Source organism: Streptomyces sp. CB02009 (genome assembly GCF_001905825.1).
In the GTDB taxonomy this organism is placed as follows: Bacteria; Actinomycetota; Actinomycetes; order Streptomycetales; family Streptomycetaceae; genus Streptomyces.
Genome location: NZ_LIVV01000002.1, coordinates 72,005 through 89,382 on the forward strand (window position 1 = coordinate 72,005; position 17,378 = coordinate 89,382).

At 73.9% G+C, this 17,378-nt stretch carries 17 protein-coding genes; 9 read left to right on the top strand and 8 right to left on the bottom strand.

Features of this window, described 5'->3' with window-relative positions:
* Window positions 1-29 precede the first annotated feature (29 nt).
* Window positions 30-1,499 carry an amino acid permease gene (locus tag AMK27_RS07740; RefSeq protein WP_073904194.1) on the top strand — a complete coding sequence of 490 codons (1,470 nt, stop codon included), beginning with the start codon at window positions 30-32 and terminating at the stop codon, window positions 1,497-1,499.
* Here the strand turns inward: AMK27_RS07740 and AMK27_RS44505 are convergent.
* Window positions 1,397-2,218, bottom strand: coding sequence for a pentapeptide repeat-containing protein (locus tag AMK27_RS44505; protein WP_445194840.1), 822 nt, complete (start codon window positions 2,216-2,218; stop codon window positions 1,397-1,399). The genes AMK27_RS07740 and AMK27_RS44505 overlap by 103 nt on opposite strands.
* Before the next feature lie 27 nt (window positions 2,219-2,245).
* Here AMK27_RS44505 and AMK27_RS42955 point away from each other — a divergent pair, with 27 nt between their 5' ends.
* Window positions 2,246-2,410 (top strand): hypothetical protein, encoded by a 165-nt coding sequence (locus AMK27_RS42955; RefSeq protein ID WP_198955816.1) that lies wholly within the window; start codon window positions 2,246-2,248, stop codon window positions 2,408-2,410.
* Window positions 2,411-2,486: 76 nt separating this feature from the next.
* Window positions 2,487-4,337, top strand: a complete 1,851-nt coding sequence (locus tag AMK27_RS07750; RefSeq protein ID WP_073904196.1) for an alpha/beta hydrolase — start codon at window positions 2,487-2,489, stop codon at window positions 4,335-4,337.
* 119 nt (window positions 4,338-4,456) lie between these two features.
* Here AMK27_RS07750 and AMK27_RS07755 read toward each other — a convergent pair whose 3' ends face one another.
* Window positions 4,457-5,668, bottom strand: coding sequence for a low temperature requirement protein A (locus tag AMK27_RS07755; RefSeq protein ID WP_073904198.1), 1,212 nt, complete (start codon window positions 5,666-5,668; stop codon window positions 4,457-4,459).
* A 308-nt stretch (window positions 5,669-5,976) separates the two neighbouring features.
* On the opposite strand from AMK27_RS07755, the gene AMK27_RS07760 reads away from it, so the two are divergent.
* Entirely contained in the window at window positions 5,977-6,399 is a 423-nt protein-coding gene (locus tag AMK27_RS07760) for a hypothetical protein (protein ID WP_073904199.1), read from the top strand.
* Here the strand turns inward: AMK27_RS07760 and AMK27_RS07765 are convergent.
* A complete protein-coding gene (locus tag AMK27_RS07765) occupies window positions 6,389-7,216 on the bottom strand; it encodes a helix-turn-helix domain-containing protein (protein ID WP_073904201.1) in 828 nt (275 codons plus the stop codon). The two genes, AMK27_RS07760 and AMK27_RS07765, sit on opposite strands and share 11 nt — an antisense overlap.
* A gap of 91 nt (window positions 7,217-7,307) precedes the next feature.
* Here AMK27_RS07765 and AMK27_RS07770 point away from each other — a divergent pair, with 91 nt between their 5' ends.
* Together AMK27_RS07770 and AMK27_RS07775 are read left to right on the top strand one after the other, a co-directional pair.
* A complete protein-coding gene (locus AMK27_RS07770; RefSeq protein WP_073904203.1) occupies window positions 7,308-7,613 on the top strand; it encodes a 4a-hydroxytetrahydrobiopterin dehydratase in 306 nt (101 codons plus the stop codon).
* Between the two features lie 49 nt (window positions 7,614-7,662).
* The gene (locus tag AMK27_RS07775) at window positions 7,663-8,397 is read left to right on the top strand and encodes a class I SAM-dependent methyltransferase (RefSeq protein ID WP_073905815.1); all 735 of its coding nucleotides are present in this window, start codon (window positions 7,663-7,665) and stop codon (window positions 8,395-8,397) included.
* 23 nt (window positions 8,398-8,420) lie between these two features.
* On the opposite strand, the gene AMK27_RS07780 is transcribed toward AMK27_RS07775, so the two are convergent.
* The gene (locus AMK27_RS07780; protein ID WP_241847382.1) at window positions 8,421-9,335 is read right to left on the bottom strand and encodes an NmrA family transcriptional regulator; all 915 of its coding nucleotides are present in this window, start codon (window positions 9,333-9,335) and stop codon (window positions 8,421-8,423) included.
* Between the two features lie 95 nt (window positions 9,336-9,430).
* Here AMK27_RS07780 and AMK27_RS07785 point away from each other — a divergent pair, with 95 nt between their 5' ends.
* Both AMK27_RS07785 and AMK27_RS07790 read left to right on the top strand, forming a co-directional pair.
* Window positions 9,431-10,363 (top strand): AraC family transcriptional regulator, encoded by a 933-nt coding sequence (locus tag AMK27_RS07785; protein WP_073904205.1) that lies wholly within the window; start codon window positions 9,431-9,433, stop codon window positions 10,361-10,363.
* A 178-nt stretch (window positions 10,364-10,541) separates the two neighbouring features.
* Window positions 10,542-11,507, top strand: a complete 966-nt coding sequence (locus tag AMK27_RS07790) for a class I SAM-dependent methyltransferase (RefSeq protein ID WP_073904207.1) — start codon at window positions 10,542-10,544, stop codon at window positions 11,505-11,507.
* A gap of 34 nt (window positions 11,508-11,541) precedes the next feature.
* On the opposite strand, the gene AMK27_RS07795 is transcribed toward AMK27_RS07790, so the two are convergent.
* The 4 genes from AMK27_RS07795 to AMK27_RS07810 form a co-directional block, all read right to left on the bottom strand.
* Window positions 11,542-11,991, bottom strand: coding sequence for an RICIN domain-containing protein (locus AMK27_RS07795; RefSeq protein WP_073904209.1), 450 nt, complete (start codon window positions 11,989-11,991; stop codon window positions 11,542-11,544).
* Between the two features lie 195 nt (window positions 11,992-12,186).
* A complete protein-coding gene (locus AMK27_RS07800; protein ID WP_073905819.1) occupies window positions 12,187-12,975 on the bottom strand; it encodes an aldo/keto reductase in 789 nt (262 codons plus the stop codon).
* A 169-nt stretch (window positions 12,976-13,144) separates the two neighbouring features.
* On the bottom strand, window positions 13,145-14,968 hold the full coding sequence (locus AMK27_RS07805; RefSeq protein WP_073904210.1) for an AMP-dependent synthetase/ligase: 1,824 nt from the start codon (window positions 14,966-14,968) through the stop codon (window positions 13,145-13,147).
* Window positions 14,969-15,253: 285 nt separating this feature from the next.
* A complete protein-coding gene (locus AMK27_RS07810; protein ID WP_073904212.1) occupies window positions 15,254-16,111 on the bottom strand; it encodes a LysR family transcriptional regulator in 858 nt (285 codons plus the stop codon).
* A 144-nt stretch (window positions 16,112-16,255) separates the two neighbouring features.
* Between AMK27_RS07810 and AMK27_RS07815 the strand changes: the two genes are divergently transcribed.
* Complete coding sequence (locus tag AMK27_RS07815) at window positions 16,256-17,365, top strand: bile acid:sodium symporter family protein (RefSeq protein ID WP_073905821.1); 1,110 nt, start codon at window positions 16,256-16,258, stop codon at window positions 17,363-17,365.
* Window positions 17,366-17,378 lie beyond the last annotated feature (13 nt).

Consider the following 17,378-nt stretch of genomic DNA (forward strand, 5'->3'; position numbering starts at 1 on the left):
GGAATGTACGACGGAAGGCGCACCACCGCATGAGCACGGCCACCACAACTCCACAGAGCGACACCGGGGCCCCCGGAGCCGCAGGGACCGCCGAGGCGGCCACCGGAACGACCGGAACCCCCGGAGCCACCGGGACCGGAACCCCCGGGACCTCCGGGGCCGACGGCAAGCATTCCCGCCGCTTCGGGCTCCCCGTCGCGACCGCCCTGGTCATGGGCAACATCATCGGCGGCGGAATCTTCCTGCTGCCGGCCTCCGTCGCCCCCTACGGCACCATCAGCCTCGTCGCCTTCGGCATCCTCACCCTCGGCGCGATCGCCCTCGCCCTCGTCTTCGGCCGCCTCGCCCACCGCCACCCCAGGACCGGCGGACCGTACGTCTACGCCCGCGAGGCCTTCGGCGACTTCGCCGGATTCCTCACGGCCTGGTCGTACTGGATCACCGCCTGGGTCTCCAACGCCGCCCTGGCCGTCGCCGCCGTCGGCTACCTCGACGTGCTCATCCCGCTCCACGGATCGACGCCCGCCACCCTCGCCGCCGCGCTCCTCGTCCAGTGGCTCCCGGCCCTCGCGAACCTCGCCGGCACCCGCTACGTCGGCGCCGTGCAGATCGTCGCGACCGTGCTCAAGTTCGTCCCCCTGCTGCTCGTCGCCGTCGGCGGACTCCTCTTCTTCGACAGTTCCCACCTCGGGCCGTTCCGGGCCGACGGCGAGAGCGCACTCGGCGCCGTCTCCGCCTCCGCCGCGATCCTGCTCTTCAGCTACCTCGGCGTCGAGTCGGCCGCCGTCAGCGCCGGCGAGGTCCGCGACCCGCGCCGCAACGTCGGCCGCGCCACCGTCCTCGGCACCCTGGCCGCCGCCTTCCTCTACCTGCTCACCACCCTGTCCGTCTTCGGGACCGTCCCGCACGAGCGGCTCGTCGCCTCCAGCGCCCCCTTCACGGACGCCGTCGACCTCATGTTCGGCGGCTCCTGGGGCGGCACGGCCGTCGCCTGCATGGCCCTGGTCTCCATGCTCGGCGCCCTCAACGGCTGGACGCTGCTGAGCGCCCAGACGCCGTACGCGGCGGCCCGCGACGGACTCTTCCCGAAGGCCTTCGCCAGGAAGCGGCGCGGGGTCCCCACGGTCGGCGTCCTGGTGACCGTCGTCCTCGCCTCGCTCCTCACCGTCTACAACTACACGGCGGGCACCGAGGGCGTCTTCGAGACCCTCGTCCTCGTCACCACCTTCACCGCCACCGTGCCCTATCTGCTCTCCTCCGCGGCGCAGTTCTTCTTCCTGCTCTCCGGGCAGTCCGACCGCGTCCACCGGCCCCGGCTGATCCGCGACACCGTCCTCACCCTCGCCGCGTTCGGCTTCTCCCTCTGGCTGGTCGCGGGCTCCGGTTACGCGGCCGTCTACCAGGGCGTGCTGTTCCTCTTCGTGGGCGTGCTCGTGTACGCCGGCATGTCGGCCCGCAGGCGGCGCGCGGCCGCCGAGGAGGTGGCGACAAGCTCCTGACCGGGGCGATCGCCGCCCGTGCGGTGAACCGGTGAATCACCGGCCCACCCGTAGGCCGCTCGGGCGGATCTCGGTCCGGACACGCGTGTCGGGACCCCGGCGGGGCAGTACGGATCACCGTGAGCCCCGCGCCCGAGCCGACCACCGCGCCGCCCGCCACCCCGGCGGGCCGCCCGGCGCGCGCGAGGCCGGGGTGCGCGAAGGAGGGGTGCGCCCAGCACGGGGGCACTGGTGAGGGACGCACCTGCCAGGGGCGCGCTCGTGAGGGCTGCACCTGCCAGGGACGCACCCGGCAGGCATGCGCCGGCCAGGGACGCACCCGCCAGGGGCGCGCTCTGCCGGGGTGGCGAGGCCGTTGCCCGGCCCCCGGCCGCCGTCTCTGGGTCGTCCTGCTGCTCGTCCTCACCGCCCTGATCGGCACCGGGTCCGGCGTCATCACCGGCGGGGCGGAACTCCGGCCCGCCGCGGCCTCCCCGGCCTCCGACCCGGGCGGCGGCGAGACCCACGACCCGGCCGGCACCGAGGCCGGACTCCCCGGCCGCACCCGCCGGCACCGGACGGGCATCCGCCCGGTCCGGCGCCCGCACCGCCCTCCGTACCGTGCCCGCGACCGGCGCCGCACTCCGGCCCACGCCCCCGTCCCCGGCCCGCGCGGCGACGCGCTCCGGTGCGTGGTGATGCGCTGCTGAGAGGCCCACGCCTCTCCGCAGACCCGACATCACCCCCGCACCACGAGGAGCTTCGCCATGCCCGTCGACCCGTTCGCCGTTCTCCAGGCCCTGCTGCGCGCCGAGGCCTCCCGGGCCCAGCGCCCCGAACGCCGGGCGCCCGAGCCCGCCGCCCCGGCCGCGGAGCCCGTCAAGGACCCGGCGCCCGAGCCGCCCGCGTACCGGGACGAACGCCTCCGCTGACCCCCCGTCACGCCCCGACGCGGGCCACGGCGAAATCTGATTGCGTACCGGCATCCGGGCGTACGAGGGTGTTCCGATGACCTCGACCGACCGGAACACCGGACCCGATCGGTCCGCCGGACCCGCGTCCGGCGAGGAGCGGGGGGCGGAGCGGAGACCCGGGGCCACCGCCGGCCCCCCTCCTCGTCCGCCCCTCCCGCGCCGCGCCGCCGAACGGCTCCTCGCCTTCGCGCGCCGCCCGTACCGGGACCGCCCGGATCCCTCGTACCGCATCCGCCGCTGGCCCGACCTCACCGCGCTCTGCTGCGCCACGGTCTTCTTCTGGTCGAGCCTGACCCCGTCGCTCGTGCCCCGCCCCTGGTACCTCCAGGGCCTCGTCGGCGGGATCACCGCCGTCATCGGATACGCCCTCGGCTCCGGCCTCGGCTGGCTCTGCCGCACGGTCGCCCCGTGGCGGCAGCCCGACCGGTTGCGTACCCGCTGCTGGCAGGCGTACTGGCTGCTCAGCCCGGTCCTCGCGGTCTGGTTCATCTCCGAGAGCGCCCGGATGCAGCGTCAGCTCCGGGTCCTCCAGGGACTCCCGCCCTCCCTCACCTGGCACACCCCGATGATCGCCCTCATCGCCCTCGGCCTGCTGCTCGCCGCGCTCCTCGTGGCCCGCGCCGTCCGCCTCGGCTCCGCCACCCTGATACGACAGCTCGGCCGGCTCATGCCCCGGCCCGCCGCGTACGCCGTCGGCGCGGTCGTCTCCGCCCTCCTCGTCCTCGTCGGCGTCCGCGACATCGTCTTCGACCGAGGCGTCGTCGACATCGCCGACCGCATCGCCGAGGCCGCCAACGACGGGACCAAGGACGGCATCCGGCGCCCCGCCTCCCGGCTCGCCTCCGGCGGACCGGGCTCCCTCATCCCTTGGGAGGACCTCGGATTCCAGGGCCGCAACTTCGCCGGCTCGACCCCCACCCGCGCCACCCTCACCGCCTGGACCGGCCGCCCCGCCCGCGATCCCGTACGCGTCTACATACCGTCCGCGTTGCCCGCCGCCTTCCAGGACGAGAGTCCCTTCGCCGCCCAGGCCAGGCTCGCCGTCCGCGAACTCGACCGCACCGGCGCCTTCGACCGCGCGGTGCTCGCCGTCGCCGGCACCACCGGCACCGGCTGGGTCGACCCGAACGTCGCGGAGGCCCTGGAGTACATGTACGAGGGGGACACCGCGATCGTCGCCGTCCAGTACTCGTACCTCCCCAGCTGGGTCTCCTTCCTCGTCGACAAGGAGAAGGCGGGCCAGGCCACCCGGGCCCTCCTCGACGCCGTACGCGCCCGGCTCGACAGCCTTCCCGCCGGCCACCGGCCCCGGCTCGTCGTCACCGGCGAGAGCCTCGGCGCCTACGCCGTCGAGGCCTCGTTCGACAGCGCCGACGACCTCCTCGCCTCCACCGACGGAGCCCTGCTGCTCGGCGCCCCCGACTTCTCCCCGATCTCCCGTGAGATCCGCCGCGACCGCGACCCGGGCAGCCCCGTCTGGCGCCCCCAGTACCGGGGCGGTGCCCACATCCGCTTCGCCCAGTTCCCCGAGACCGACCTCGCGCGCCCGCCCGCCGCATGGGCCCACCCGCGCGCGGTCTACCTGCAGAACGCCTCCGACCCCGTCGTCTGGTGGTCGCCCGACCTCCTCCTCGACAAGCCCGCCTGGCTGGACGAACCCCTCGGGCCCGACATCACCCCCGAGATCACCTGGTTCCCCTTCGTCGCCTTCTGGCAGACCTCCGTCGACATGGCCGTCTCGTACGGGGTCGACGCCCCGCACGGCCACCGCTACGGCGCCGGGGCCGTCGACGGCTGGGCGGCCGTCCTCCCCCCGCCCGGCTGGACGACCGCCGACACCACCCGGCTGCGCGCCTTCATCGCCCACCGGGCGGCGGCGTACTGACCGCACGGGGGCCGGAGTCCGGCGAAGACCGGGGAGAGCACGCAGCCGGAGGTTCGGATCCCGAGCCGCAGTTTCGGATCCGGAGCCGAAGTCGGAGGGCGGCCGCCGCTCCCTCCCTCTCAGGCCGCCTCGACGGCCTCGAACGGCCGCTCCGCACGGCGCCGGCCGTGCAGCCACACCAGGGCGGCCACGACCGTCGCGAGGGACACGAGCGCCACCAGGGCCGGGACGAGCCCGACGAGCGGGCCCGCCGCCAGGCAGCACACCCCGCCCAGGGCGAGAGCGGTCGGCCGCCGGCCCGTGGTGCGCAGCACGATCGCGGCGGCGCCCAGCAGGTACACGCCGACGCCCCCGGTCAACGACCAGGCGACGACCCCGTGGAGGGGCTCGGCCAGGCCGTAGTGCCCGGTGTCGGCGACCTGCTGGAGGACCTTCTTCATCCCGAGCGCCGTGAGCACGACGCCCGCGACCAGCGGCAGGTGCAGGAACGTGTACACGTCCCGGGCGAACCGGGTGCGGTCGTCGCCGTCGAGACCGGCGAGCCGGTGCTCGGCCGCCTCGCCGAGCTGCCGGAAGTACAGCCGCCACAGCCCGGCCGAGAGCAGCAGCCCGGCCGCGGAGGCGCCGAGCACGGCGTAGGTGAGCGGGAGTCCCGCGACGCCGACGCCCATGGCGACGATCGACTCGCCGAGCGCGATGATCACGATCAGGCCGTGCCGCTCCGAGAAGTGGCCGGGGGAGTTGACCCGCCAGCCGGACGCGCCGGTGACGAAGATGCCGAGGTAGTCGACGGCCACCGCCCCCAGCCACAGCAGGAGTTGGACCCGGCCGCTGTACGTGCTGCCGATCAGGAGCAGCACCAGCGGCGGGAGGACGGACGTCAGCGCCGTACGGCGCAGGGTGGCGCGCAGGGCGGGGTCGCCGGGGCTGGAGATCCAGTACGAGGCCAGGTGCAGGACCCGCACCGCGCCGTAGCAGAGCACGAACACCAGCGGCACCGACAGCCCGCCCGGCGGGTCCGCGAACACGTAAGGGACGGCGAGCGACACGACCAGGACGACGGCCATGACCGTGACGAGAACCCCGAACAGGGCCCCGGAGTCCGCCCGTACGACGTTCCCCAGCCAGGCGAAGCAGCACCAGCACCACCACAGCAGCGCGAGCACCACCATCGCACCGACCACCCGCACCGGCGAGGGCTCGGCCGCCATCAGGGCGGTGACCTGCGTGATCGCGTACACGAACACCAGGTCGAAGAAGAGCTCCGCGGGCGTCACCGCGTGATCGTCCCCGGTGGCCACCATGCGGGCCCGTTCCCTGTTCCACGCCATGTGTCTCTCCCCCTCCGGGGAGACCACTCCCGGCCACCCCGGCGCGAACAATACTCACGCCCGGCCCCGGACGTGGGGACGAGGGTCCGACCGGCCCAACTGTGCCCACGAACAACGATGTTGGCGCGCCCGGAGACGGATGTCCTGACCTGCCGAAGCGCCGGGGGAGGGGTCGCATTACCTCGCGCGTAATCGACCCCCGCCGACCCGCCCGGCATGCTCGGAGACACCGGAACCCGGGCGGCGCACTCCGCTCGGGCTCCGGGTCCACCATCAGCGCGAACGTCCCCCATGGAGGGTGATCCGCCATGTCCCAGGCCCTGCTCGCCGGTCTTGCCCGCACCACCCGTCCGCAGTCCGCGGTGCGCCGGTTCCTCGCCCTCGACGCCGTCGTCACCGGGGCGAACGGCATCGCCTACGCCGTCGCCTCCGGCCCGCTCGGGGAGTTCCTCGGCGTCGACGCGGGCCTCCTGCTCGAACTGGGCCTCCTGCTCACCCTGTACGCCGCCGGCGTCGCCTGGCTCGCGAGCCGCCCGCAGCCTCCGGCGCTCGGCGTGAAGCTCGTCGTCGACATCAACGCGATCTGGGCCGTCCTCAGCATCGTGGCCCTCGTCGCCTGGCTGGAGCCGACCACCGCGGGCATGGTGTGGACGCCCCTGCAGGCGGCCACCGTCGGAGGCTTCGCCCTCGCGCAGTGGGCCGCCCTCCGGGCCGTCGCCGCTAGTCGCTGAACGGCGGCAGGGCCTGCAGGTACGCGACCGTCGCCGGGTCGGCCGGGAGGAACGTCTCGATGGCCAGCTCGGCGACCGTCACGTCCAGCGGGGTGTTGAACGTCGAGATCGACGACACGAACGACAGCACGTGCCCGTCGTGCTCGATCCGCAGCGGCAGCGCGAAGTACGGGTACACCTCGTCAGGGCCGGGGGCGCCGACCTCGTCGTCGCCGTCCGAGCCGGGCGGCGCCGGATACGCCGTCACCTCCGCGTACAGCGCCCGCAACGACTCCGAGCGGGCCAGACCGATCTGACGCTCCATCTGGTGCATCAGATGCCCGCGCCACTCGGGCAGGTTCTTGATCCGCGGCGCGAGCCCCTCCGGGTGCAGGGTGATCCGCATCGCGTTCAGCGGCGGCGTCAGCAGGTGCTCCGGCAGCCCGTCCAGGAGCAGCCCGATGCCCCGGTTCGCCGCCACCACCGTGTACGAGCCGTCCACCACGAGCGCCGGATACGGCTCGTACCCCTGCAGCAGCTGCTCGATGCCCGCCCGCAGCGTCTCCAGGCGCGGGGCGTCGAGCGGCGACTCCGCGTACCGGGGCGCGTACCCGGCGGCCAGCAGCAGCGCGTTCTGCTCGCGTACCGGCACCTCCAGGTGCTCGGCCAGCCTCAGGACCATCTCCTCGCTCGGCCGGGAGCGGCCCGTCTCCACGAACGAGATGTGCCGCGCCGAGGAGTCCGCGCGCAGCGCCAGCTCCAGCTGGCTCAGCCGCCGCCGCTCACGCCAACCGCGCAGCAGCGGCCCCACTCCCGTGTCGTTCACGACCGTTGTCATGGCCAGACGGTATCCCAGAGGGGGACCCGGGTAGCTTTCCCCGGGGACCCCTGTCCGTCACCCGCGCCACCCGACCGGAGGGAGCACCGCCGTGCCCACACAGCCGCTGTCGCAGAAGGAGATCGAGGACCGACTGCGGGAGCTCCCCGGCTGGTCCGTCGAGGAGGACCGGCTCACCCGCGAGTACCGGCTCGGCGACCACTTCGCGGCGACCGCGTTCGTCGTCCACGTGGCCAGGATCCAGCAGGAGCTCGACCACCACTCGGATCTGACCCTCGGCTACAACACCGTCGCCCTGTCCGTGAACACCCACTCCGCCGGTGGCGCCGTCACCGACAAGGACTTCGGGCTCGCCGAGCGGGTGGAGGGCATCGCCCCGGGCCACGGGGCCGCCTGACCCACGGTCATCCGCGCCCCCTCGTACGATCGTCGGCATGGCGGAGACCCTGCTCGACTACGAGACCGAAGCGGCGCACTACGACCGGACCCGGGGCGGGGTGCCCCGGGCCGGCGCCGCGGCCGAGGCCGTGCTGAGCCTCGTGCCGCCCGGCGCCCGGACCCTGCTCGACCTGGCCTGCGGCACCGGCCTCGTCACCGAACGGCTCACCCGGCCGGGACTCCGCGTCTACGGGGCCGACGCCGCCCACGCCATGCTGCGGGTCGCCGGCGGACGGGTACCCGGCAGGGTCGTCCGCGCCGACGCCAGGCGACTGCCGTTCCCCGACGCCTCCCTCGACGCGGTCGGCGCCGTCTGGCTGCTCCACCTCGTCCCCTTCGCGGCGGAGATCGTCGCCGAGGCCGCCCGCGTCCTGCGCCCCGGCGGCGTCCTGATCGCCACCGTCGACAAGGACGCGGCCCACGACGTCGGCAGCGACATCGACACGGTCCTCCGCCCGTACCGCTCGGCGGGGGCGGCCACCGACCGGGCCGCGCTCATCACCCGGCACGCCGCCGCCCACGGCCTCGCGCCCGCCTCCGGCGCCCACTTCACGGGCCACGGCCAGGGCGGCACCCCGCGCGACACCGTACGGAAGCTGCGCGCCGGGTACTTCCCCTCCTGGTTCCCCGGTGACGCGGCGGCCGTCGACACGCTCGCCACCGCGCTCGCCGCCCTCCCGGACCAGGACCGTCCCCGTGCCGATCCCCGCTACCGGCTCGCCCGCTTCGTCCGGCAGGGCTGAGACGGCGCCCGCGGGCCCGCGGCTCAGGCCTCCTCGCCGGCCCAGGTCGCGTCGGCGAACGCGCCGAAGGAGCGCGGCTCCCGGCCCAGGACCCGCTTCACCCCGTCCGTCACCGAGGCGTTGTGTCCGTCGAGGAGCGTCGCGAACAGGGCCGCCAGCCATACGGCCTCCGGGGCCGGAAGGCCGAAGTCGGTGAGCATCGCCGCGTACGCGGACCGGGAGGCGGGCCGGTAGGCCACCGGCCGCCCCGAGGCACGCGAGATCTCCGCCGCCACCTCCGCGAAGCCGATCGGCCGGGGCCCGGTCAGCTCGTGCACCCGGCCCGCGTGACCGTCCGTCGTCAGGGTCTCGACGACCACGTCCGCGAGGTCGTCGACGTCGATGAACGGCTCCGCCGTGTCGCCCGCGGGGAAGACGACCAAGCCCTCCGCCACCCCCTCCGCGAGCAGCCCCTCGGAGAAGTTCTGGGCGAAGAACGCCGCCCGTACGACGGTCAGTTCCACCCCGACGGCCGCCGCGCGCAGCGCCTCCTCCGCCACGACCGCCTCGGGCTCCCCGCGCCCGGACAGCACCGTCAGCCGGCGCACGCCGTGCTCCGCCGCCAGCCGGCCGAAGGTCTCCATCGCCTGGACCCCGCCGGGCGCAGCGAGATCCGGGTAGTAGGCCACGTACGCGGCGTCCGCGCCCCGCAGCGCCGGGCCCCAGGTCTCCGGGGCCTCCCAGTCGAAGGGCGTCGAGCCGGAACGGGACCCGGCGCGCACGGTCGCCCCGCGCGCCGTGAGCCGCTCGGCCACCCGGCGTCCGGTCTTGCCGGTGGCGCTCGTCACCAGGACGGTCACGTTCCCACCACCCGCTCCCTGCCCGTCGACCCGCCGCTCGTCGACTCCCTGCTCGTCGATGCCCTGCTCGTTCCGCGTGTTGCTCGTCCGGTTCGTCATGGGTCAAGACTCCCGCCCGCGGCGCCCGCCGCCCATGCTCCGCCGTCTCACACCCCTGTGCCTGCGTCTCACCGGCCCGCCTACCCTGTTGTCCCATGGACGCACTCGCCGGACTCCTCGACGGCCCCCGCGCCAGGGGCGCCTTCCTGCTCCGCATGGTCATGGAGCCGCCGTGGTCGGTGCGCATCGAGGACGGCGCCCCGATCTGCGTGATGTGCGTGACCGAGGGCGAGGCCTGGGTCGTTCCCGACACCGGGGAACCCGTGGTGCTGCGGCCCGGGGACATCGCCATCGTCCGCGGCCCGGAGCCGTACACGGTCGCCCACACCCCCGACGCCCCGCCCACCGCCGTGATCGGGCCCGACGGCGTCTGCACCACTCTCAGCGGGGAGCCGCTCGCCGACCGGATGCGGCTCGGCGTCCGCACCTGGGGCAACGCGCCCGACGGCGGCACCACGGTCCTCGTCGGCACGTACCGGATGGACGGCGAGGTCGGCCGCCGGCTGCTCGACGCCCTCCCGGGGCTGCTCCACCTGCCCGCCGACGCCTGGAACTGCCCGCTCATGCCGTTCCTCGGCGAGGAGATCACCCGCGACGAACCGGGCCAGACCGTCGTCCTCGACCGGGTCCTCGACCTGTTGCTGATCTCCGGAGTCCGCGCCTGGTTCTCCCGGCCGGGCGCCGAGGCCCCCGCCTGGTACCGGGCGATGGGCGACCCGGTCGTCGGCCGCGCGTTGCGCCTGCTGCAGGACGACCCCGCCCACCCCTGGACCGTCGCCTCGCTCGCCGCGAAGACGGGCGTCTCCCGGGCCGCGCTCGCCCGCCGCTTCACCGAACTCGTCGGCGAGCCCCCGATGTCCTACCTCACCGACTGGCGGCTCGCGCTCGCCGCCGATCTGCTCCGCGAGAGCGACGCCACCGTCGAGTCCGTCGCCCGGCAGGTCGGCTACAGCGGCGCCTTCGCGCTGAGCGCCGCGTTCAAGCGGGTCAGGGGCGTCAGCCCGCAGGAACACCGCGCCGGGGCGTGACGCGCCGGGGCGTCACGCGGCCGGCCGCGGGGCGGGGCCCGACGTGACCTGCCCCGGCGGCACACCGGAGCAGGTCACAAGCGCGGGAGTATGACGATACGAGCAACACAGGATCGATTTTCTTGCCAGAACGGCAACGCGTCTCGCGCTCGCCGCCGACTCCCCGCACGCTGGACCCATGAGCCAGCACACCGCAACGCAGCACGGCCACCCGCACGGCGACGGGCACGGCCACCAGCACACTCACGGCGACCCGCACACCTCCGGGCACCGGCACACCCACGGTTCCCACCACGACGGAGCCCCGCTCGACTGGAACGAGATCGCCCCGCTCCTGGAGCGCCAGGCGGAGATCGAGAGCTCCGCCTACGCGGACGCCGCCGCCTGGCTCGGCACGCTCACCCCCGCGCAGGGCGTCCGCCGGGTCCTCGACATCGGCAGCGGCCCCGGAGTCGTCACCGGCGTCCTCGCCGAGGCCTTCCCGGCGGCCGAGGCGGTCGCCGTCGACGGCAGCCCCGAGCTCCTCGCCCGCGCCCGCGAGCGCGCCCGGGAACGCGGCCTCGGCGCCCGGATCTCCACTCTCCACACCGAACTCCCCGCAGGCATCGCCGAGCTGGGCAGGGCCGACGTGATCTGGGCGGGGAACTCCCTGCACCACATCGGCGACCAGCGGGCCGCGCTCGTCGAGTTCGCGGGCCTGCTGACCCCCGGTGGCCTGATGGTCCTCGTCGAGGGCGGGCTGCCCGCCCGGCACCTGCCCTGGCACATCGGCTTCGGCCGTCCCGGCCTCGAGGCGCGCCTCGACGCCGCCAACGCCGACCGGTTCGCCCAGATGCGCGCCGAGACCCCCGGACACAAGGACGAGCCGGACGACTGGCGCTCCCTGCTCGCCGACGCGGGCCTCACCCCCGCCGGCACCCGCACCTTCCTCACCGACGTGCCCGCGCCGGTGTCCCCGGTCGTACGGGAGCTGGCCCTCACCCACTTCGGGCGGGTCCGGGACGGCTTCGCGGACCGGCTCGACGCGGACGACCGCGCGACGCTCGACCGGCTCCTCGACCCGGCCGACGAGAGGTCGCTGCACCACCGCACCGACCTCTTCTATCTCGCGGCCCGCACGGTCCACACCGCGCGCAAGGGCTGACGGCCGCCGCGCCCGGCGGCCGTACCCCGGCAGGTCAGGACACCGGTTCCAACCGCCACCACTGGAACGGGGAGTCGGTGTCCTCCCACTGCCGTACGTTGCCGCCGTCGTCCTTCGAGTCGTCGGCTACCTCCAGGAACAGTCCGCTGATGAAGCTCACCAGGGCGACCGTCCCCGGAGACTGGAGGTCCTGCTCGATGATCCACTCCTGTGCGCCGAAGTTGTTCGCCTTCCACTGCTGGATGTTGGCGCCGTTCTCCGTGGATGCGTTGGCGACGTCGAGCCGCTTGCCGCTGGCCGCGTTGACCAGGTGGTAGAGCCCGCCGCCGTTGGGCACCGAGGTGATCTGCCAGTGCTGCCCCGGCGTGCCCCTCTCGGTGCCCTGCTGCACGTTGGCGCCGCTGCGGCTCGACCCCTCGTACACCTCGAGGAGCAGCCCGCTGGCCACGTTCCGCACCCGGTAGAGGCCCTCCTCGACGGGCATCGGAGACCCACCACTCACCGCATCGACTCCCTCGTCCGCCGCTCGCCCCACGGCTTCACGGTCCGCCGCCGACTCTATGCCGGGGGTACGACAACGGCGCCGAGGTACGACGACGGGCGCCCCGGGTATGACGACGGCGCCGGGTCCGCGTGGACCTCGGCGCCGTCGTCCGTACGACCGCTGGAGCGCGACCCGTCAGGCGCCGAACTCCGCCGGGTCCGGGCCGAGTCGGCGGTCCTCGTCGAGGGCGGCGATCGCGGCCAGGTCCTCGGCGTCGAGCTCGAAGCCGAACACGTCGATGTTCTCCTGGATACGGGACGGGGTGACCGACTTCGGGATCACCACGTTCCCCAGCTGCAGGTGCCAGCGCAGCACGACCTGGGCCGGGGTGCGCCCGTGCTTGCGGCCGATCGCGACGATCGCCGGCACGTCCAGCAGCCCCTTGCCCGAGCCGAGCGGCGACCAGGCCTCGGTGGCGATGCCGTACCGGGCGTGCGCCTCGCGGGAGGCCTGCTGGGAGAGCTGCGGGTGGAGCTCGATCTGGTTCACGGCGGGCACGACCGACGTCTCGCCGATCAGCCGCTCCAGGTGCTCCGGGAGGAAGTTCGAGACGCCGATCGCCTTGGCGCGCCCGTCCGCGTAGAGCTTCTCGAACGCGCGGTAGGTGTCCACGTACGTGTCCTGCGAGGGGACCGGCCAGTGGATCAGGTAGAGGTCGACGTAGTCGAGGCCCAGCTTGTCGAGCGAGGCGTCGAAGGCCTTCAGCGTCGCGTCGAAGCCGTGCTCGCTGTTCCACACCTTGGTGGTCACGAACAGGTCCTCGCGGGCGATGCCGGACGCGGCGACGGCACGGCCGGTGCCCTCCTCGTTGCCGTAGATCGCCGCGGTGTCGATCGAGCGGTAGCCGGCCTCCAGGGCGGTCGCCACGGCTTCCGCGGCCTCGTCGTCCGGCACCTGCCAGACACCGAAGCCCAGCTGCGGCATCCGCACGCCGTTGTTCAGGGTGACCGAGGGAACCTTGCTGTCCGTGCTCACGTGGAGGGGATCCTTACGTCGTCAGGGGTCCTGTTCTTACTGCTCCCACCTTGAACGATCCGGGGCGGTCCCGCATTCCGCCCCGGGGGTCGCCCTGCCCGGCGGGTGCCCGCGCGGCTCAGCCGTACAGCGCCGCGACCTCCGCCGCGTACGCCCGCTCGATCGCCTTCCGCTTCAGCTTCAGGGACGGGGTGAGCAGCCCGTGCTCCTCGCTGAACGGATGCGCGAGGATCCGGAACGTGCGGATGGACTCCGCCTGCGAGACCAGCGTGTTGGCCGCCACGACCCCCCGCCGGATCTCCGTCTCCAGCGACGGATCGCGTACGAGCTCCGCCGGTTTGAGCGGCGCACGCCCCTGCATCGCGAGCCAGTGCTCCACCGCCTCCTGGTCGATGGTCACGAGCGCCGCGATGTACGGCCGGTCGTTGCCGACGACGATGCACTGGGCGATCAGCGGATGCGCCCGCACCCGCTCCTCGAGGGCCGTCGGCGCGACGCTCTTGCCGCCCGAGGTCACCAGGATCTCCTTCTTCCGCCCGGTGATCGTCAGATAGCCGTCCTCGTCGAGGGAGCCCAGGTCCCCGGTGGCCAGCCACCCGTCGTTGAGGACGGCCGCGGTCGCCTCGGGGGCGTTGAGGTAGCCGGAGAAGACCTGGCCGCCGTGCAGCCACACCTCGCCGTCCTCCGCGATGTGCACCGTCGTCCCCGGTACGGGCTGCCCCACCGTGCCGTACCGCGTCCGCTCCGGCGGGTTCGCGGTCGCGGCCGCCGAGGACTCCGTCAGGCCGTACCCCTCGAAGACCGTGACTCCCGCGCCCGCGAAGAACAGCCCCTGCCGTCGGTCCATCGCGGAACCGCCCGACATCGCGTGCCGCAGCCGTCCGCCGAGGGCGGCGCGGACCTTCGCGTACACCGTCTTCTCGAAGAACTGGTGCTGCACGCGCAGCGCCGCCGAGGGCCCCGGGCCGGTGCCGAAGGCCCGGTGCTCCAGCGCCTCCGCGTACGCGACGGCCACCTCCACGGCCTTGTCGAACGGGCCCGTCTTCCCCTCCCGCTCGGCCTTGCGCCGCGCCGCGTTGAAGACCTTCTCGAAGACGTACGGAACGGCGAGCACGAAACTCGGTCTGAACGCGGCGAGGTCGGGGATCAGCTCCGCCGCCGCCATCACCGGCTGGTGCCCCAGCTTCACCCCGGTCCGGACCGCCGCCACCTCCACCATCCGCCCGAAGACGTGCGCGAGCGGCAGGAACAGCAGCGTCGACGCCTCCTCGCCCGGCCGGGAACGGAACACCGACTCCCAGCGCCCCACCAGCATGTCCGTCTCGAACATGAAGTTGGAATGGGTGATCACGCAGCCCTTGGGGCGGCCCGTCGTCCCCGAGGTGTAGATGACCGTCGCCACCGTCTCCGGAGTCACCGCCCTCCGGTGCCGGTGGACGACGTCCTCGTCGATGTCCGCCCCCGCGGCGGTCAGCTCGGCCACCGCGCCCGCGTCCAGCTGCCACAGACGCCGGAGCAGGGGCAGCCGGTCGATCACCGAACCGATCGTCATGGCGTGGTCCTCGTGCTCCACCACACAGGCCGTGACCTCGGAGTCGTGCAGCATCCAGAAGACCTGCTCGGCGGAGGAGGTCGGATAGATCGGCACGGGCTGCGCGCCGAGCGTCCACAGGGCGAAGTCGAAGAGCGTCCACTCGTAGCGGGTGCGGGCCATGACGGCGACCCGGTCGCCGAACCGCACTCCCTCCGCGATGAGTCCCTTCGCCAGGCCGAGGACCTCGTCCCGGAACCGCGCGGCGGTCACGTCCCGCCACGTGCCGTCCGGATCCTTCCGGCCGAACGCGACCCGGTCCGGCTCCGCCAGGGCACGCTCGAACACGGCGTCCGCCAGACCGCCGACCTGAGGCGCCGCCTCGACGGGCGGCACGGTGAACTCGCGCACTGACCTGCTCCTCGACCGTTCGGTGGCTGGAAAAGCTCGTTGTAGCGCTCCGTACAGCGCGGGTGACGGTACCCCACCCGACTGCCCGGCGGGAGGGCCTTCACCAAGCCGGGACATTCCGTGTTCGCACAGGTCAGGATGGGTGGCAGAGTCAAGTCACCGGTACTGCGGGGGCGTTACCGACCGCTCGGTACGTCCACCGGGCGGGAATCTCCACGGAATCTGTACCGGCCGCTCACGCGCCGCCACCCGACGAGGCACCGCACCTGCACGCGCGGGGCCCGGTCAGCCCGGCCGGTGCAGCCGGTCGCCGCCCGCCAGGATCGCCTCCGCCAGCGCGTCCGCCGCCTCCTGCACCGCCCCGCCCCGGCGCCCCGCACGCAGCACGAAGCCGACGTCGCCGAGCTCCGGAAGCCCCGCCACCGGCACCAGCCCCGGCGGCACCAGACCCCTCGTGTGCGCCATCACGCCGAGCCCCGCACGGGCCGCCGCCACGTTCGCGCTCAGGCTGGAACTCGTGCACGCGATCCGCCACGCCCGGCCCTGCGCCTCCAGGACCTCCAGGGCCCGCGCCCGGGTGATCCCCGGCGGCGGGTACAGGATGAGCGGGACGGGACGGTCGGGATCCAGCCGGAGCCCCGGCGCCCCGATCCAGACCAGCGAGTCCTCCCACACGAGCCGCCCCTCGCTCTCCCCGCCGCGCCGCTTGGCCAGGATCAGATCCAGCCGGCCCGCGGCGAGCCGGGCCTGGAGCGTGCCGGACAGCTCGACCGTCAGCTCCAGGTCGACCTCCGGGTGCTCGCGCCGGAACGACTCCAGGATCTCCGGCAGCCGGGTCGTCACGAAGTCCTCCGACGCCCCGAAGCGCAGCCGCCCGCGCAGCCGCGTCCCGCCGAAGTACGCGGCCGCCCGCTCGTGCGCCTGGAGGATCGTGCGCGCGAAACCGAGCATCGCCTCCCCGTCCTCGGTCAGCGCCACCCGATGGGTGTCCCGGGTGAACAGCGGCCGGCCCGTCGCCTCCTCCAGGCGCCGCACATGCTGGCTGACGGTCGACTGCCGCAGCCCGAGACGGTCCGCGGCCCGGGTGAAGCTCAGCGTCTGGGCCACGGCGAGGAAGGTGCGCAGATGGGTGGGCTCGTACACACGACGACCGTAACGCCTCACGGCCCTGCTCATCGCGGAACGCGATGACAGTCAGTGCCCTGTGCGGGATTCCCGATCACCGGACCCTGGGCCAGGATGGAACGGCGCGAGGCACCCCTCGCCGAGCACAGAGCAGTGGAGCCGATGACCGCCCGTACGCCCGCCCCCGCCCCGCGCCGAAGCCGCCCCGGCGCCCCGCGCCGCACCCTCCGGCTGCCCTCCTGGCTCCCCGTCGACGGGTACATCCTGGCGCTCCTCGGCACGGTCGTCCTCGCCGCGCTCCTCCCCGCGTCCGGCGCCGCCGCCCACGTGGCGGAAGGCGCGTCCACCGGAGCCGTGGCCCTCCTCTTCTTCCTCTACGGAGCCCGGCTCTCCACCCGCGAGGCGCTCGACGGCCTCAAGCACTGGCGGCTCCACCTCACCGTCCTCGGCAGCACCTTCCTGCTCTTCCCGCTCCTCGGACTCGCCGCCCGCGGCCTCGTCCCCACCGTCCTCACCCCCCAGCTCTACAGCGGCCTCCTCTTCCTCTGCCTGGTGCCGTCCACCATCCAGTCCTCCATCGCCTTCACCTCGATCGCCCGCGGCAACGTCCCCGCCGCGATCTGCGCGGGCTCCTTCTCCTCCCTCGCCGGCATCGTCCTCACCCCGCTGCTCGCCGCACTGCTCCTCGGCAACAGCGCGGGCGGCCTCTCCGCCGACGCGCTCATGAAGATCGTGCTCCAGCTCCTCGTACCGTTCCTCGCCGGACAATTCCTGCGACGCTGGGTCGGCGGCTTCCTCGTCCGCCACAAGAAGGTCCTCGGATACGTCGACCGGGGCTCGATCCTCGTCGTCGTCTACACCGCCTTCAGCCAGGGCATGGTCGCCGGCATCTGGCACCTGGTGACCCCGGCCCGGCTCGCCCTGCTGCTCGCCGCCGAAGCCGTCCTGCTCGCGGCGATGCTGGCCCTGACCTGGTACGGAGCCGGGCGCCTCGGCTTCGGCCGGGCAGACCGGATCGCCATCCAGTTCGCCGGTTCGAAGAAGAGCCTGGCGGCCGGGCTGCCGATGGCCAGCGTCCTCTTCGGCCCCCAGGCCGCGCTCGCCGTGCTCCCGCTGATGCTCTTCCACCAGATGCAGCTGATGGTCTGCGCCGTGATCGCGAAGCGCCGCGCCCGTGACGCGGACGAGGACCCCGGGACGGACGGGACCGCGGAGGCTCCCGCCACGACCCCGTCCGTAGGCCGGATCACACCCACGACCACCCCGGGATGATCATCCAGGCCGC

Excerpts from the sequence above, each read along its gene's own strand:
- AMK27_RS07760 (WP_073904199.1), top strand. The coding sequence starts at position 5,977 with ATGTCCCAGGCCCTGCTCGCCGGTCTTGCCCGCACCACCCGTCCGCAG.
- AMK27_RS07795 (WP_073904209.1), bottom strand. The coding sequence starts at position 11,991 with ATGCCCGTCGAGGAGGGCCTCTACCGGGTGCGGAACGTGGCCAGCGGG.
- AMK27_RS42955 (WP_198955816.1), top strand. The coding sequence starts at position 2,246 with ATGCCCGTCGACCCGTTCGCCGTTCTCCAGGCCCTGCTGCGCGCCGAG.
- AMK27_RS07785 (WP_073904205.1), top strand. The coding sequence starts at position 9,431 with ATGGACGCACTCGCCGGACTCCTCGACGGCCCCCGCGCCAGGGGCGCC.
- AMK27_RS07755 (WP_073904198.1), bottom strand. The coding sequence starts at position 5,668 with ATGGCGTGGAACAGGGAACGGGCCCGCATGGTGGCCACCGGGGACGAT.
- AMK27_RS07765 (WP_073904201.1), bottom strand. The coding sequence starts at position 7,216 with ATGACAACGGTCGTGAACGACACGGGAGTGGGGCCGCTGCTGCGCGGT.
- AMK27_RS07800 (WP_073905819.1), bottom strand. The coding sequence starts at position 12,975 with ATGCCGCAGCTGGGCTTCGGTGTCTGGCAGGTGCCGGACGACGAGGCC.
- AMK27_RS07750 (WP_073904196.1), top strand. The coding sequence starts at position 2,487 with ATGACCTCGACCGACCGGAACACCGGACCCGATCGGTCCGCCGGACCC.
- AMK27_RS07780 (WP_241847382.1), bottom strand. The coding sequence starts at position 9,335 with ATGACGAACCGGACGAGCAACACGCGGAACGAGCAGGGCATCGACGAG.
- AMK27_RS07815 (WP_073905821.1), top strand. The coding sequence starts at position 16,256 with ATGACCGCCCGTACGCCCGCCCCCGCCCCGCGCCGAAGCCGCCCCGGC.
- AMK27_RS07740 (WP_073904194.1), top strand. The coding sequence starts at position 30 with ATGAGCACGGCCACCACAACTCCACAGAGCGACACCGGGGCCCCCGGA.
- AMK27_RS07790 (WP_073904207.1), top strand. The coding sequence starts at position 10,542 with ATGAGCCAGCACACCGCAACGCAGCACGGCCACCCGCACGGCGACGGG.
- AMK27_RS44505 (WP_445194840.1), bottom strand. The coding sequence starts at position 2,218 with ATGTCGGGTCTGCGGAGAGGCGTGGGCCTCTCAGCAGCGCATCACCAC.